Genomic DNA, 15,629 nt, shown 5'->3' with positions numbered 1-15,629 from the left:
TTTATTCCCCCTGAAAAACGTTCTTTTGCAAATAGCGGATTAAATCGCCGTAGGTTTCAGCCTGCGACTGGGCTAATGCATTCAAATCGATATCAATGCCGAGCACTGTTTTCGCTTCGACTTTAATTGTCACAAAATCAAGGCTAACCAGTTCCAGCGCTTCGAGGGGGGTATCCTGATTAAGCTCTGCGATATCATAATCCGTTAGCTTATCAATTAACGACCGAAGAAAATGATCGAGGTTTTCGCTCATATTCATATCCTTATAAACATGTTTAGACAATAAATATAAATAACTGATATACAGCAGAGGTGTGACATAAATTAAACTACAAGCGCCATTTGATAATGTCAAAGATTATACGAGATATATCTCTACATTTAATAAGAGTGAGAAGAGGGTCACGATTAATAATGAAGAAAATGAAGCATGCAATAAATATGCTTCAATAGAAAATAAATTTCCGAATAATATTTAAAGAAATAAAAACAGAAGCTTCCTGATGATTATTCGGGAAGCTTCCGCTTATTTTATTGGCCTTTCGCTTTAGCCAGCATGGCACGAATATTAGCGACGTTCGCCTGGCCTTTATGCATCCGCTCTTCAGCGCTGATAACTTTACGCTCCTGCTCCCAAATAAGATCGTCCTGCGGCAGCTCCAGCAAGAAACGGCTCGGCTCCGGGCGCACCAGCTCGCCATACTGGCGACGCTCTTTGCACAGGGTAAAGATCAGCTCTTTTTGTGCGCGGGTAATGCCTACATAAGCCAGACGTCGCTCTTCGTCGACGTTATCCTCATCAATACTGCTCTGGTGCGGTAACAGCCCCTCCTCCATGCCGACTAAAAAGACATAGGGAAATTCGAGGCCTTTTGAAGCGTGAAGGGTCATTAACTGCACCTGATCCGCTTCATCATCGCTTTCGCCGCGCTCCATCATATCGCGCAGGGTAAAACGCGTGACCACTTCGGCCAGCGTCATTGCTTCATCCAGCTCATTGCCTTCGAGCATCTCCGTCATCCAGCCAAACAGCGTATTGACGTTTTTCATCCGCATCTCAGCGGCTTTCGGGCTGGGCGAGGTTTCAAATAGCCAGGATTCGTAATCAATGCCGTGGATTAAATCGCGCACTGCGGCGATCGGTTCGCGCTCCGCCAGCCGCTGGATTTCGCCTAACCATTGGGTAAAGCGCGTTAACGCTTCATAACCACGCCCGGTGAGCGTCTGGTTGAGGCCGACATCAAAGCTGGCGGCAAACAGGCTCTTATTGCGCACCATCGCCCATTCGCCCAGTTTTTGCAGCGTCGCGGAACCAATCTCGCGCTTCGGCGTATTAACGATGCGCAGAAAAGCGCTGTCATCATCGCTATTGGTAAGTACGCGCAGGTAAGCGAGCAGATCCTTAATTTCCGGGCGCGAGAAGAATGAGGTGCCGCCGGAAATTTTGTAAGGAATACGGTTCTGCATCAGGAATTTTTCAAACACGCGCGACTGGTGGTTGCCGCGATAGAGGATCGCATAATCCTTATATTGCGTTTTATTGATAAAGTGATGGGCGATCAGCTCGCCGGTGACGCGCTCGGCCTCATGCTCTTCATGGTTGGCGCTGAGGACTTTCAACTCGGTGCCGTAGCCCAGTTCCGAAAAGAGCCGCTTTTCAAAAACGTGCGGGTTATTGGCAATCAGGATGTTGGCCGCTTTCAGAATGCGCCCGGAAGATCGGTAGTTCTGCTCCAGCTTCACCACCTGTAACGCAGGGAAATCCTGGCTTAACAGAACGAGGTTTTGCGGTCGCGCACCACGCCAGGAGTAGATCGACTGATCGTCATCCCCTACCACCGTAAAGCGCGCGCGCTGGCCAACCAGCAGTTTTACCAGCTCATACTGGCTGGTGTTGGTGTCCTGATACTCATCCACCAGCAGATAGCGGATTTTGTTCTGCCAGCGCTCGCGCACCTCTTCATTGCGCTGTAACAGCAGCGTCGGCAGCAAAATCAGATCGTCAAAGTCGAGAACGTTACACGCCTTCATATGCGCGTCGTAGAGACCATAGCAGTGCGCGAAAATGCGATCCCGTTCGCCCGCCGCCTGCGCGGCAGCCTGCTGCGGCGTCAGCAGATCGTTTTTCCAGTTGGAGATCGTTGAGATCAGCTGTTGCAGCACGACCTTATCGTCATCGATCACCCCTTCGGTAAGATCCTTGAGCAACGCTACCTGATCGGTATCGTCAAACAGTGAGAAATTGGCTTTCATGCCCAGCGCAGCATACTCACGCTTGATGATGGTCAGGCCCAGCGTATGGAAAGTTGAGATCATCAAGCCGCGCGCCTCTTTACGCCCCAACGTCTGTGCCACGCGCTCTTTCATTTCGCGCGCCGCTTTATTGGTAAAGGTGACGGCGGCAATATGCTTCGCCTGATAGCCGCAGCCGCGGATCAGGTGGGCGATCTTATTAGTGATCACGCGTGTTTTACCGGATCCCGCGCCTGCAAGCACCAGGCAAGGTCCGGTGACAAATTCGACGGCTTGTTGTTGTCCGGGGTTTAAACGCATAAAGAAACATCACTCAATGAAAGTCAGGGAAAATACACCGATTCGGCAAGGCGACGACGGGCCAACAAAGAGGCAGGCTGAAGGCCGAAGTGTATAAAGGCGTGGTAGTATAGCCAGCCTCAATAACCTCACTCAAGGCACGATCATGGCAAAAACCGCAGCAGCACTGCATATCCTTGTTAAAGAAGAGAAACTGGCGCTGGACCTGCTGGAGCAGATCAAAAACGGCGGCGATTTCGAGAAGCTGGCGAAAAAACACTCTATCTGCCCGTCAGGCAAAAAGGGCGGTCACTTAGGTGAATTCCGCCAGGGCCAGATGGTTCCGGCGTTCGATAAAGTGGTCTTCTCCTGCCCGGTGCTGGAGCCAACCGGCCCGCTGCACACCCAGTTCGGTTACCACATCATCAAAGTGCTGTACCGCAACTAATAAAAAAGCCCGGTAGCATTTACCGGGCTTCTGTTTCTGTTCTGCGAAAATCAGCCTGCGACGGCAATACGCTTCATATCTTTCATATACCCACGCAGTTTGTGACCCACTTTCTCAATCTCATGGCTGCGAATCGCTTCATTCACATCGCGCAGCTGCGCGTTATCTACCGCACCTTCAGCAATCGCTTTGCCCAGGTCGCCGGTCTGCAGCGTGGTCATAAACTCTTTCAGCAGCGGCACACAGGCGTATGAGAAGAGGTAGTTACCGTACTCGGCGGTATCGGAGATCACCACGTTCATTTCGTACAGACGCTTACGCGCGATGGTATTGGCGATCAGCGGCAGCTCGTGCAGAGACTCGTAGTAAGCCGACTCTTCGATGATGCCGGAAGCGACCATGGTTTCGAATGCCAGCTCAACACCCGCTTTCACCATCGCGATCATCAGTACGCCTTTGTCGAAGTACTCCTGCTCGCTGATTTTGCCTTCATACTGCGGCGCGGTTTCAAACGCGGTTTTACCGGTCTCTTCACGCCAGGTCAGCAGTTTCTTATCGTCGTTCGCCCAGTCTGCCATCATGCCGGAGGAGAATTCGCCGGAGATGATGTCATCCATATGCTTCTGGAACAGCGGCGCCATAATGCCTTTCAGCTGCTCGGAGAGCGCGTAAGCACGCAGTTTGGCCGGGTTGGAGAGTCGATCCATCATCAGTGTGATACCGCCCTGCTTCAGCGCTTCGGTGATGGTCTCCCAGCCAAACTGAATCAGTTTTTCCGCATAAGCCGGATCGGTACCTTCCGCCACCAGCTTGTCAAAGCAGAGCAGCGAACCCGCCTGCAACATGCCGCAGAGGATAGTCTGCTCGCCCATCAGGTCAGATTTCACTTCGGCAACGAAGGAGGATTCCAGCACGCCAGCGCGATGACCGCCGGTCGCTGCGGCCCAGGCTTTGGCAATCGCCATGCCTTCGCCTTTCGGATCGTTTTCCGGGTGAACCGCAATCAGCGTCGGCACGCCGAAACCACGCTTATACTCTTCGCGCACTTCGGTACCCGGACACTTCGGTGCCACCATTACTACGGTGATATCTTTACGGATCTGCTCGCCCACTTCGACGATGTTGAAACCGTGAGAGTAACCAAGCGCCGCGCCATCTTTCATCAGCGGCTGAACCGTACGCACAACGTCAGAGTGCTGTTTGTCCGGCGTCAGGTTCACCACCAGATCCGCCTGCGGGATCAACTCTTCGTAAGTGCCGACTTTAAAACCGTTTTCTGTTGCTTTACGCCAGGAGGCGCGCTTCTCAGCAATGGCTTCTGCACGCAGGGCGTAAGCGATATCCAGACCGGAGTCACGCATATTCAGCCCCTGGTTGAGACCCTGTGCGCCACAGCCGACGATGACCACTTTTTTACCCTGAAGGTAGCTTGCGCCATCAGCAAATTCTTCACGCGTCATAAAGCGACATTTGCCCAGCTGCGCCAGCTGCTGGCGCAGGTTCAGTGTATTAAAGTAGTTAGCCATGGTGTACTCCGTAGATGTTGTGTCGTGCTTATTGTTCGATTCGCTGTTGCGCGAGGTTGAACCCACTATATGTCAGGAAATGCGTTGCTTAAATTGATATATTAACAATGTGACATTGCAATTTTTGCAATGTAATTTTGTGGAGCGGGTCTCATGGATTTACGCGATCTGAAAATGTTTCTGCACCTGGCGGAGAGCCGCCATTTTGGCCGCAGTGCGCGCGCCATGCACGTCAGCCCCTCGACACTATCGCGCCAGATCCAGCGGCTGGAAGAAGATCTCGGCCAACCGCTCTTTGTGCGTGATAACCGCACCGTCACGCTGACCGAAGCGGGCGAAGAGCTGCGGGTTTTTGCCCAGCAGACGTTATTGCAGTATCAGCAGCTGCGGCACACTCTCGATCAGCAAGGCCCGTCGCTCTCCGGCGAACTGCATCTCTTCTGTTCCGTGACCGCGGCGTACAGCCATTTACCGCCGATACTCGATCGCTTTCGCGCGGAACACCCGTCGGTGGAGATTAAGCTCTCTACCGGCGATGCCGCCGATGCGATGGAAAAAGTGGTGACCGGCGAAGCGGATCTGGCGATTGCCGGCAAACCGGAGACGTTGCCGGGCGCCGTAGCCTTTTCAATGCTGGAGAATCTTGCAGTCGTGCTGATTGCCCCGGCGCTGCCCTGCCCGGTACGCAACCAGGTCTCGCAGCCCGATCCGGACTGGTCGACGGTGCCATTTATTCTGCCGGATCAGGGGCCGGTGCGCCGCCGTATTGAGCTCTGGTTCCGCCGCCATAAAATCAGCAACCCGTCGATTTATGCCACCGTCGGCGGCCACGAAGCGATGGTTTCGATGGTTGCGCTGGGCTGTGGCGTGGCGCTAATCCCGGAAGTGGTACTGGAGAATAGCCCTGAACCGGTGCGCAACCGCGTGATGATCCTTGAGCGTAGCGATGAAAAAACGCCGTTCGAGCTTGGCGTCTGCGCACAAAAAAAGCGGCTGCATGAGCCGCTTATTAACGCGTTCTGGCAGATCCTGCCGGGACATTAACCGGCGAGGAAGAAGCGAAACGCCGGGTTATGGGTCTCATCGTGACACTCATAGCCCAGTTCATTAAGCCGGGTTTCGAAATCCGGCTCATGCTCACCCAGCTCAAACGCCGCCAGCACGCGCCCGTAATCGGTGCCGTGGCTGCGGTAATGGAACAGCGAGATATTCCAGTGCGTGCCTAGCGTATGCAGGAATTTCAGCAGTGCGCCCGGCGACTCCGGGAACTCGAAGCTGTAAAGACGCTCCTGCAACGGCTTAGACGGGCGCCCACCCACCATATAGCGCACGTGCAGCTTCGCCATCTCATCATCGGAGAGATCCACCACGCTGTAGCCGCCTTCATGCAGCAGAGCGAGGATCTCTTTGCGCTCTTCCAGCCCGCGGCTCAGGCGCACGCCGACAAAAATGCAGGCATCCTTCGCATCCGCAAAACGGTAGTTAAATTCCGTCACCGAGCGGCCGCCCAGCAGTTGGCAGAATTTGAGGAAGCTGCCCTTCTCTTCCGGAATGGTGACCGCCAGCAGCGCTTCGCGCTGTTCGCCCAGCTCACAGCGCTCGGAAACATAGCGCAGGCCGTGGAAATTGACGTTCGCGCCGGAGAGCACATGCGCCAGCCGCTCGCCGCGAATGTTATGTTTGGCGATATACTTTTTCATCCCCGCCAGCGCCAGTGCGCCTGACGGTTCCGCCACCGCGCGGACATCTTCAAACAGATCTTTCATTGCCGCGCAGATAGCATCGCTATCAACGGTGATGATGTCATCAAGATAAGCCTGGCAGAGCCGGAAGGTCTCATCACCGATGCGTTTGACCGCCACGCCTTCGGCAAACAGCCCCACGCGCGGCAGGTCGACCGGATAACCGGCGTCCAGAGCCGCCTTCAGGCAGGCGGAATCTTCCGCTTCAACAGCAATCACTTTGATTTGCGGCATCAGCTGTTTAATCAATACCGCGACGCCCGCCGCCAACCCACCGCCGCCGACCGGCACAAAGATGCGATCGATATGCGCATCCTGCTGCAACAGCTCCAGCGCCAGCGTACCCTGACCGGCAATCACCATCGGATGATCGAACGGCGGCACAAAGGTGTAGCCCTGCTGCTGTGAAAGGGCAATCGCTTTGGCCTTCGCTTCGTCAAAGTTTGCGCCATAGAGCAGCACTTCGCCGCCAAACGCGCGCACCGCATCGACTTTGATATCTGCCGTTGCGACCGGCATCACAATCAGCGATTTGATACCGAGCCGGGTGGATGATAGCGCCACGCCCTGGGCGTGGTTGCCCGCCGAAGCGGTGATCACGCCGTGGGCTTTCTGCTCTGCGCTCAGGCCAGCAATCATCGCGTAGGCCCCGCGCAGCTTAAAGCTGTGCACCGGCTGGCGGTCTTCCCGCTTCACCAGCACAACGTTATCCAGCCGGGCAGAGATCTTCTCCATCTTCTGCAGCGGCGTGACCTGTGCCACTTCATAGACCGGCGCGCGCAGCACGGCGCGCAGATACTCCGCCCCTTCGGGGGCGGCAGAGAGAGGTTGGGCGTCGGCCATCATTAACCTCCCAGTTTGGATTTGTCGCGTACTGCGCCTTTATCCGCACTGGTAGCGAGAGTGGCGTAAGCACGCAGCGCAAAGGAGACCTGACGCTCACGGTTAACCGGGGTCCAGGCTTTATCGCCACGGGCTTCCTGCGCTTCGCGGCGGGCCGCCAGATCGCGGTCACTCAGCTGCAGCTGGATGCCGCGGTTCGGGATATCAATTGCGATGATGTCGCCATCCTCAATCAGACCGATATTGCCGCCGCTGGCAGCTTCCGGTGAAACGTGGCCGATAGAGAGGCCAGAGGTGCCGCCGGAGAAACGACCGTCGGTGATCAGCGCGCACGCTTTGCCGAGGCCCATTGATTTCAGGAAGCTGGTCGGATAGAGCATCTCTTGCATGCCCGGCCCGCCTTTCGGCCCTTCATAACGAATAACCACCACATCGCCCGCGACCACTTTCCCGCCAAGGATCGCTTCAACCGCTGCATCCTGGCTTTCATACACTTTCGCCGGGCCGGTAAAGGTCAGGTTGCTGTCATCAACGCCTGCGGTCTTGACGATACAGCCGTTCTCCGCGAAGTTGCCGTACAGCACCGCCAGGCCGCCCTCCTGGCTGTAAGCATGCTCAAGGGAGCGGATACACCCTTCGGCGCGATCGTCATCCAGCGTATCCCAGCGGCAATTCTGCGAGAACGCCTGGGTGGTGCGGATGCCTGCCGGACCCGCGCGGAACATGGTTTTCACCGCCTCGTCCTGGGTCAGCATCACATCATATTTTTCCAGCGTCTGCGGCAGCGTCAGGCCGAGTACGTTTTTCACCTCACGGTTGAGCAGCCCGGCGCGATCCAGCTCGCCCAGAATGCCCAGCACGCCGCCCGCGCGGTGAACATCTTCCATGTGGTACTTCTGTGTGCTCGGTGCCACTTTGCACAGCTGCGGCACATGGCGGGAGAGACGATCAATATCACTCATGGTGAAATCAATTTCCGCTTCCTGCGCTGCTGCCAGCAGGTGCAGCACGGTATTGGTGGAGCCACCCATGGCGATATCCAGCGTCATGGCGTTTTCAAACGCTTCTTTGCAGGCGATCGCGCGCGGCAGCGCGGTTTCATCATCCTGCTCGTAGTAACGTTTGGTCAGCTCAACAATGCGTTTGCCGGCGTTGATAAAGAGCTCTTTGCGATCGGCGTGGGTAGCCAGCAGCGAACCGTTACCCGGCTGCGACAGGCCGAGCGCTTCAGTCAGGCAGTTCATCGAGTTGGCGGTAAACATGCCGGAGCAGGAGCCGCAGGTCGGGCAGGCAGAGCGTTCAACCTGCTCGCTCTGATCGTCGGAGACTTTCGGGTCAGCGCCCTGAATCATCGCATCCACCAGATCGAGTTTGATGATCTGGTCGGAGAGTTTGGTTTTCCCGGCTTCCATCGGGCCGCCGGAGACAAAAATGACCGGAACGTTGAGGCGCAGAGAGGCCATCAACATCCCCGGGGTGATTTTGTCGCAGTTGGAGATGCACACCATCGCGTCGGCGCAGTGGGCATTCACCATATATTCAACGGAGTCGGCGATCAGTTCGCGCGAAGGCAGAGAGTAAAGCATGCCGCCGTGACCCATGGCGATGCCGTCATCCACGGCGATGGTATTAAACTCTTTCGCCACGCCGCCTGCGACTTCGATCTGCTCCGCAACCAGCTTACCGAGATCGCGCAGGTGAACGTGGCCTGGCACAAACTGGGTAAACGAGTTGACGACGGCAATGATCGGCTTACCGAAATCGTCATCGGTCATTCCGGTAGCGCGCCACAGCGCGCGGGCGCCCGCCATATTGCGCCCATGTGTGGTGGTGGCGGAACGATACTTAGGCATGCTCTTTACTCCCGTCTCTCTTGTCGATGGGATGGTGCGTGCCATCCCATATTTATTTGCTCTACCCTAAATAATTCGGGTTGCAGGAAGGCGACAAGCGAGCGAATTCCCAGGAACTTACATCAGTAAATAACTGGGCTGAACGCGTGTCGCCAACACACCGACAACCTGAAGTATGACGGGTATTTATGGATTAACTTGATCCAACCAGCCCCATTTATCTTCCGTTTCACCGGTGAAGAGGCCAAAGAATGCTTGCTGAATACGTTTGGTAACCGGGCCGCAGCGGCCTTCGCCAACCTGAATACCATCGACGCTGCGCACCGGCGTGATTTCAGCCGCTGTGCCGGACATAAATACTTCGTCAGCCAGGTAGAGCGATTCGCGAGACAACACCTGCTCGCGCACTTCGATACCGAGATCTTTTGCCAGCTTGATGATGGCGTCGCGGGTAATACCCGGCAGCGCAGAGGAGGTGAACGGCGGGGTAAACAGGATGCCATCTTTCACTTCGAAGAGGTTTTCGCCCGCACCTTCAGAGATATAACCGTGAACGTCCAGCGCGATACCTTCTTGATAACCATGGCGGCGAGCTTCGCTACCGACCAGCAGGGAGGAGAGATAGTTACCGCCCGCTTTCGCAGCAGTTGGAATAGTGTTCGGTGCTACGCGATTCCAGGAGGAGACCATCGCATCAATGCCCTGATCCAGCGCTTCTGCGCCCAGATAGGCGCCCCACGGGAAGGCGGCGATGATGACATCGGTGGTGTAGTCTGCCGGCGGGTTAACGCCCATGCCAACATCACCGACAAACACCAGCGGACGGATATAGGCGCTGGTCAGATTATTTTTGCGGATCACCGCGCGGCACGCTTCCATCAGATCGTCAACGCTCTGGGAGACCGGGAAGCGGTAGATTTTGGCGGAGTCGCGCAGACGTTGCATATGCTCACGATGGCGGAAAACAACCGGCCCTTTGTAGGAGTCGTAGCAGCGAATACCTTCAAACACAGACGTACCGTAGTGCAATGCGTGAGACATTACGTGAACTTTCGCGTCTTCCCAACGTACCATCTCGCCATTGGACCAAATGTAGTCTGCTTTTTTCGTCGTCATTATGCTTCCTTTTGCGCTTACGCGCGGATTTGTTGTGATGATGATGATGTAGCGCGCTGCCGGATATCGACCCTGGCAACGTCGACAAGTTTGCTCAACTGGCTAAACAGTAATTCGACAGGCCGCGGGCTGGCAACGGTCAATTCAATATTTATGTTGCGCGCATCGCAGGCCGTTTCCATGTTCATGGCACATACCTGAAAGCCACGGTGGCGCACTACGCGCAGCACGCGTTCTAAGGTTTCCGGATTAAAGCGGGCTTCAACAGCGACGTCATGGTGCATCATGATAATTTCTCCAGCATTTGTGAGTTACTGGCACCGGGCGGCACCAGCGGCCAGACATTCTCGAGTTCGTCGATCGAGACATGAAGCAGATAGGGCCCATCGCTTGAGAGCATTGCGTCAAGTGCCGCTTCAACCTGGTCTTTACGGGTAATGTGTTGGCCTGGGATGCCGAAGGCGTTGGCCAGCATGAGGAAATCGGGGTTATCGGTCAGGGTGGTTTCACTGTAACGCTCATTGAAGAACAACTGCTGCCATTGGCGAACCATTCCTAATCGCTGGTTATCGAGTAAAACGATCTTCAGCGGTAACTGCTTGCGTTTTACGGTGCCCAGCTCCTGCACATTCATCATGAAGGAGCCGTCACCGGAGATACAGATTACCGTATCCTCCGGACGCGCAACCTGCGCGCCAACGGCGGCGGGCAGGCCAAAGCCCATGGTGCCTAAGCCGCTGGAGGTGATGAAATTTTCCGGACGGGTGAAGCTCAGGTGCTGGGCAGCCCACATCTGATGCTGGCCAACATCTGTCGTCACGACGCTATTTTCCGCTTTGCGATCGGAAAGCTGCTTTAACAGCAGCGGAGCATAGATCGCCTCGCCGGGGTGATCGTAGCGCCAGGCATGCTCGTGGCGCAGATCGGCACAGTATTGACGCCACTCATCGATCGCCAACTGCTGTTGCAGCGCAGGGAGCAGCGCATTTAAATCGCCCTGCAAGGCAACGTGCGCCTGGCGCAGCTTGCTCATCTCTGCCGGGTCGATATCCATATGGATAACGCGAGCATGAGGCGCGAAGGTGTTCAGTTTGCCGGTCACACGATCATCAAAACGCGCGCCAACGGCAATCAGCAAATCACACTCCTGTACGGCAAAGTTAGCCGCTTTCGTGCCGTGCATGCCCAGCATACCAAGATAATAGGGGTAGTCAGATGCTACCGCGCCTAAGCCTTTCAACGTGCAGGCAATCGGCATGTTCGTTTCTGCCAGGAACGCGCGCAGGGCGGGAACCGCTTGCGCCATCCCAACGCCGCCGCCAACGTAGAGCATCGGTTTTTTCGCCTGAGCGAGCATCTCTGCGGCCTGATAAACCTCAGCCTGTGGAAATGCAACCTCCTCTTGCTCAGTAACGAAGTGAGGCTCCCAGTTACCGACGGCGAGCTGAATATCTTTCGGGATATCAACTAACACCGGGCCGGGGCGGCCGGAGTTGGCGATATGAAACGCTTCCGCCATCACGCGCGGCAGCGCATCCAGGGAGTCCACCAGGAAGCTGTGTTTGGTACAGGAGAGGGACATGCCCAGCACATCCACTTCCTGAAAAGCGTCAGTGCCAATCAGCGGCGCAGCAACCTGCCCGGTGATCGCCACCACCGGAACGGAATCCAGCAGCGCATCCGCAAGACCGGTGATTAAGTTTGTCGCACCAGGGCCAGAAGTGGCGATGCAGACGCCGGTTTTACCCGTTGCGCGAGCATAACCGATGGCCGCCATCGCCGCGCCCTGCTCATGCCGACACAATAGGTGTTCCACGCCGCCGTCATATAGCGCATCGTAAACCGGCATGATTGCACCGCCAGGATAGCCGAAAACCGTATCGACCTGCTGCGCTCGCAACGCATGTACCACCCATTGTGCTCCATTCATAGCTACATCCCCGTCGAATATCGTGAGAAACAGAATTTTATGCTGATATTCATTTCTGTTCCTGATTTGCGTTTTTTGGTGATAAAAAAACCCCCGGACCTTTCGGTGCGGGGGTCTTAGTTCGTTAAGGCTTGATTTTTAAGCCTTTCCTCGTCCAAGTGCAGCCCCGCACGGTGGGATAAGAATCACCACCACGCTAATCACGATAAGGCTAATCACTCGTAGAAGGGCTGTCATAGTTGTCTGTTCTTGCTTCATGTTCGAAGGAATGCCTAAAGAGGTAACACAGATTTGCAATGAGGCACAAGAAAAAATTATGACGCCTCTTTTGACAGGCAAGAGGATTAACTTAAAAGCGCTTGTTTTATATAGCAAAAATATGAGGTGAAAATATTTCAGGATTTATAGTCTGGTTAGCAAAGTGCGATCTTCCTTCCAGCGTGGGGAAACACATATGAAATTGCAGCGATATGTTGGAAACAAACGCGTAGTAACGATATCTGCCTGATGAAACAAGCTGGAGGCGGCAAGATAATGCTATCGACAAGGAGGGTCTATGGCGTTGTCAGTAATCTATACAAGAGCGGTATTAGGTGTCGCCGCGCCGCTTGTGACCGTCGAAGTCCATATCAGCAATGGGCTTCCGGGGTTAACCATTGTCGGGCTGCCTGAGACAACGGTGAAAGAGGCCCGGGATCGCGTACGTAGTGCCGTTATCAATAGTGGTTATGATTTCCCCGCAAAGCGGATCACCATTAACCTGGCACCCGCAGATCTCCCTAAGGAGGGTGGACGATATGACTTACCTATCGCTATCGCGCTCCTGGCAGCCTCTGAGCAGGTGAACGCGGCATCACTCGACCATTACGAATTCGTGGGTGAGTTAGCGCTTACGGGCGCGTTACGCGGCGTTCCCGGCGCTATCTCGTGCGTTATGGAAGCCGTGAAGGCTAACAGGCGAATTGTTATTGCGAAAGAGAACGAAGCGGAAGCGAGTCTGGCTGAGACCCAGGCGTGCCTGGTGGCGAATCATCTTCTGGAGGTGTGTGCGTTTCTGGAAGGTAAACAGACGTTGTTGAACCCTGCTCCCCTGGCTGAGCTGGAGGATGAGCGCAGAGAAGATTTGCGGGACATTATCGGTCAGGAGCAAGGGAAACGTGCGCTGGAAATTACAGCGGCCGGAGGACATAACTTGCTTCTGATTGGCCCGCCGGGTACGGGGAAAACCATGCTGGCCAGCCGAATGAGCGGCTTACTTCCTCCGCTCTCTAATACCGAAGCATTAGAGAGCGCGGCGGTGATGAGCTTAATCAATAGCGCGAGCTTGACCCGTCACTGGAAGCACAGGCCCTTTCGATCGCCGCACCACAGCGCCTCATTAACTGCCATGGTTGGTGGAGGATCGATACCAGCACCGGGCGAGATCTCTCTGGCGCATAATGGCGTGCTTTTTCTTGATGAACTCCCCGAGTTTGAACGCCGTGTTCTCGATGCATTACGTGAACCAATTGAATCCGGGCAGATTCATATTTCACGCACCAGGGCAAAAGTCACTTTCCCCGCCCGCTTTCAATTGATCGCAGCTATGAATCCAAGCCCAACCGGCCATTATCAGGGCAAACATAATCGCTGTTCGCCAGAGCAAACATTACGTTACCTGGGAAAGTTATCCGGCCCTTTCCTCGACCGCTTCGATCTCTCCCTTGAGATACCGTTGCCCACACGCGGTTTAATGAGTGAGCCTCAACAAGGGGGTGAAGGCAGCGATGCTGTTCGTGCGCGAGTAGTTGAGGCGCAGGCGCAACAGCATCAACGCCAGCATAAGCTCAACGCGCAGCTGGAGAGCAGTGAAACCAGGCGCTTCTGTGCACTGACGAAAGAAGATGGGAAATGGCTGGAAGAGACGCTGACACGGCTGGGTTTATCCGTGCGCGCCTGGCAGCGGTTATTGAAGGTAGCCAGAACCATCGCGGATCTTGAAAAACAGGAAACCATTCGCCGGGAACATCTGCAGGAAGCGTTAAGTTACCGGGCAATCGACAGGCTACTCATTCATCTGCAAAATATGTTGGCATAAAAAAAGGGGCCGTAGCCCCTTTTTTCTTAATCCTCGGATTCAGTGTAATCTTCCGCGCCTTCCATCTGCGGTTTTCCACCTGAGAGAGTATGGAAACGCTTCGGACGTTTAATACGTGCCATATACTTGATCCATACACGTTCAGCTTCCGTGTTGGGTTCACGCTCACCACGGCAAACGGCAACAAACTGGTTCTCTTCTTCAGTCACCGGTTCACGCTTGCCGAGTTCCAGCTCGTTAAAAGCATAACCATGACGTTCAAGCAGTTGCGCCTCTTTGATGGTGAAATCACCGTGACGGGAAAACCCGCGAGGATAATTTTTATTGTCGAAAAAACGATTAGTCGTCGTAAAGCTTTCCGCCATCCTGCACGCTCCTAATTCTTTGGCCGAGCTATTTATGGCGCGGAGTATTAGTTACGCTTGACAGAGTGTAAAACAAAACATTTAAATCATTACGACAAAAAATTTTGCGGAGAAAACAGTGGATACGGAATTGTTAAAAACTTTCCTCGAAGTGAGCAGGACTCGTCACTTCGGGCGCGCAGCGGAAGCACTTTATCTGACGCAATCCGCGGTGAGCTTTCGTATTCGCCAACTGGAGAACCAGCTGGGGGTTAATCTCTTCACCCGCCATCGTAATAATATTCGCCTGACCGCGGCCGGCGAGAAGCTGCTGCCCTATGCAGAAACGCTTATGAGTACCTGGCAAGCCGCCCGTAAAGAGGTCGCGCATACCTCGCGGCACCATCAATTTTCAATTGGTGCCAGCGCATCGCTTTGGGAATGCATGCTGAGTGACTGGCTCTCACGGCTTTACCATTTGCAAGATAACCTTCAGTTTGAAGCGCGCATTGCCCAACGACAATCTCTGGTAAAACAATTACATGAGAGGCAACTCGATTTATTGATAACGACCGAGACGCCAAAGATGGATGAGTTCAGCAGCCAGTTATTAGGCCATTTCACGCTTGCTCTCTATAGCGCCGAGCCAGAGAAGAAGAAAAGCGATCTCAATTACTTGCGCCTGGAATGGGGGCCGGATTTTCAGCAGCATGAGTCTGGGTTGATCGCCAGTGATGATGTGCCGACTTTAACGACCAGTTCAGCGGAAGTGGCCCATCAGCAATTACCAAAACTGAATGGTTGTACCTGGTTACCGGTTTCGTGGGCTGAGCCGAAAGAGAGTCTTTATCCTGTGATGGACACAGAAACATTGTCTCGCCCGTTATATGCGATTTGGCTGCAAAACAGTGATAAACAGAACCAGATAAAGGATCTTTTGAAGATTAACGTTATCGAATAGGGCGTTCTGAAGGGCAAGGACGCTCTTCAGATCTTTTGAAATGTAGCCAAGGTACAAATTCAGGAAGGAAATTGCCTGAAAAAAGGCAAAAAAAAATCCTTAGCAGATGCTAAGGATTATTTCTGGCAGGGGCGGAGGGACTCGAACCCCCAACACCCGGTTTTGGAGACCGGTGCTCTACCAATTGAACTACGCCCCTAATTAGGGTGGCGGAACGGACGGGACTCGAACCCGCGACCCCCTGCGTGACAGGCAGG

At 54.6% G+C, this 15,629-nt stretch carries 14 protein-coding genes and 1 tRNA gene; 4 read left to right on the top strand and 11 right to left on the bottom strand.

What is annotated here, in order from left to right:
• Position 1: 1 nt before the first annotated feature.
• The gene (locus IAE48_RS19405; RefSeq protein ID WP_200135323.1) at positions 2–253 is read right to left on the bottom strand and encodes a phosphopantetheine-binding protein; all 252 of its coding nucleotides are present in this window, start codon (positions 251–253) and stop codon (positions 2–4) included.
• 278 nt (positions 254–531) lie between these two features.
• Positions 532–2,553 carry a DNA helicase Rep gene (rep, locus tag IAE48_RS19400; protein WP_042717921.1) on the bottom strand — a complete coding sequence of 674 codons (2,022 nt, stop codon included), beginning with the start codon at positions 2,551–2,553 and terminating at the stop codon, positions 532–534.
• A gap of 145 nt (positions 2,554–2,698) precedes the next feature.
• Here rep and ppiC point away from each other — a divergent pair, with 145 nt between their 5' ends.
• On the top strand, positions 2,699–2,980 hold the full coding sequence (ppiC, locus tag IAE48_RS19395) for a peptidylprolyl isomerase PpiC (protein ID WP_001140255.1): 282 nt from the start codon (positions 2,699–2,701) through the stop codon (positions 2,978–2,980).
• Between the two features lie 50 nt (positions 2,981–3,030).
• Here the strand turns inward: ppiC and ilvC are convergent, their stop codons facing one another.
• Entirely contained in the window at positions 3,031–4,506 is a 1,476-nt protein-coding gene (gene ilvC / locus IAE48_RS19390) for a ketol-acid reductoisomerase (RefSeq protein WP_023479616.1), read from the bottom strand.
• A 153-nt stretch (positions 4,507–4,659) separates the two neighbouring features.
• Between ilvC and ilvY the strand changes: the two genes are divergently transcribed.
• A complete protein-coding gene (ilvY, locus tag IAE48_RS19385) occupies positions 4,660–5,550 on the top strand; it encodes an HTH-type transcriptional activator IlvY (protein WP_042717919.1) in 891 nt (296 codons plus the stop codon).
• Here ilvY and ilvA read toward each other — a convergent pair.
• The 6 genes from ilvA to ilvL form a co-directional block, all read right to left on the bottom strand.
• Positions 5,547–7,091, bottom strand: a complete 1,545-nt coding sequence (gene ilvA, locus IAE48_RS19380; protein WP_200135354.1) for a threonine ammonia-lyase, biosynthetic — start codon at positions 7,089–7,091, stop codon at positions 5,547–5,549. The genes ilvY and ilvA overlap by 4 nt on opposite strands.
• A 2-nt stretch (positions 7,092–7,093) precedes the next feature.
• Complete coding sequence (ilvD, locus tag IAE48_RS19375) at positions 7,094–8,944, bottom strand: dihydroxy-acid dehydratase (protein ID WP_200135322.1); 1,851 nt, start codon at positions 8,942–8,944, stop codon at positions 7,094–7,096.
• Positions 8,945–9,130: 186 nt separating this feature from the next.
• Positions 9,131–10,060: a branched-chain amino acid transaminase gene (locus IAE48_RS19370; protein ID WP_200135321.1), complete on the bottom strand. Its 930-nt coding sequence runs from the start codon at positions 10,058–10,060 to the stop codon at positions 9,131–9,133.
• Between the two features lie 17 nt (positions 10,061–10,077).
• Positions 10,078–10,347, bottom strand: coding sequence for an acetolactate synthase 2 small subunit (gene ilvM, locus IAE48_RS19365; protein ID WP_023479554.1), 270 nt, complete (start codon positions 10,345–10,347; stop codon positions 10,078–10,080).
• On the bottom strand, positions 10,344–11,990 hold the full coding sequence (gene ilvG / locus IAE48_RS19360) for an acetolactate synthase 2 catalytic subunit (RefSeq protein ID WP_200135320.1): 1,647 nt from the start codon (positions 11,988–11,990) through the stop codon (positions 10,344–10,346). The genes ilvM and ilvG overlap by 4 nt, the downstream gene beginning before the upstream one ends.
• Positions 11,991–12,128: 138 nt before the next feature.
• Positions 12,129–12,227 (bottom strand): ilv operon leader peptide, encoded by a 99-nt coding sequence (gene ilvL / locus IAE48_RS19355; protein ID WP_200135319.1) that lies wholly within the window; start codon positions 12,225–12,227, stop codon positions 12,129–12,131.
• 319 nt (positions 12,228–12,546) lie between these two features.
• Here ilvL and IAE48_RS19350 point away from each other — a divergent pair, with 319 nt between their 5' ends.
• A complete protein-coding gene (locus IAE48_RS19350) occupies positions 12,547–14,067 on the top strand; it encodes a YifB family Mg chelatase-like AAA ATPase (RefSeq protein ID WP_200135318.1) in 1,521 nt (506 codons plus the stop codon).
• A 26-nt stretch (positions 14,068–14,093) separates the two neighbouring features.
• Here IAE48_RS19350 and IAE48_RS19345 read toward each other — a convergent pair whose 3' ends face one another.
• On the bottom strand, positions 14,094–14,432 hold the full coding sequence (locus tag IAE48_RS19345; protein ID WP_023479578.1) for a DUF413 domain-containing protein: 339 nt from the start codon (positions 14,430–14,432) through the stop codon (positions 14,094–14,096).
• A gap of 118 nt (positions 14,433–14,550) precedes the next feature.
• Between IAE48_RS19345 and hdfR the strand changes: the two genes are divergently transcribed.
• Positions 14,551–15,372: an HTH-type transcriptional regulator HdfR gene (gene hdfR / locus IAE48_RS19340; RefSeq protein WP_054803695.1), complete on the top strand. Its 822-nt coding sequence runs from the start codon at positions 14,551–14,553 to the stop codon at positions 15,370–15,372.
• A 123-nt stretch (positions 15,373–15,495) separates the two neighbouring features.
• On the opposite strand, the gene IAE48_RS19335 is transcribed toward hdfR, so the two are convergent.
• Positions 15,496–15,571, bottom strand: a tRNA-Trp gene (locus IAE48_RS19335).
• Positions 15,572–15,629 lie beyond the last annotated feature (58 nt).

Source organism: Kosakonia sp. S57 (assembly GCF_016516575.1).
Lineage (GTDB): Bacteria > Pseudomonadota > Gammaproteobacteria > Enterobacterales > Enterobacteriaceae > Kosakonia > Kosakonia cowanii.
The sequence above is the reverse complement of the archived record's forward strand: the minus strand, read 5'-3'. Positions and strand labels throughout refer to the sequence as shown.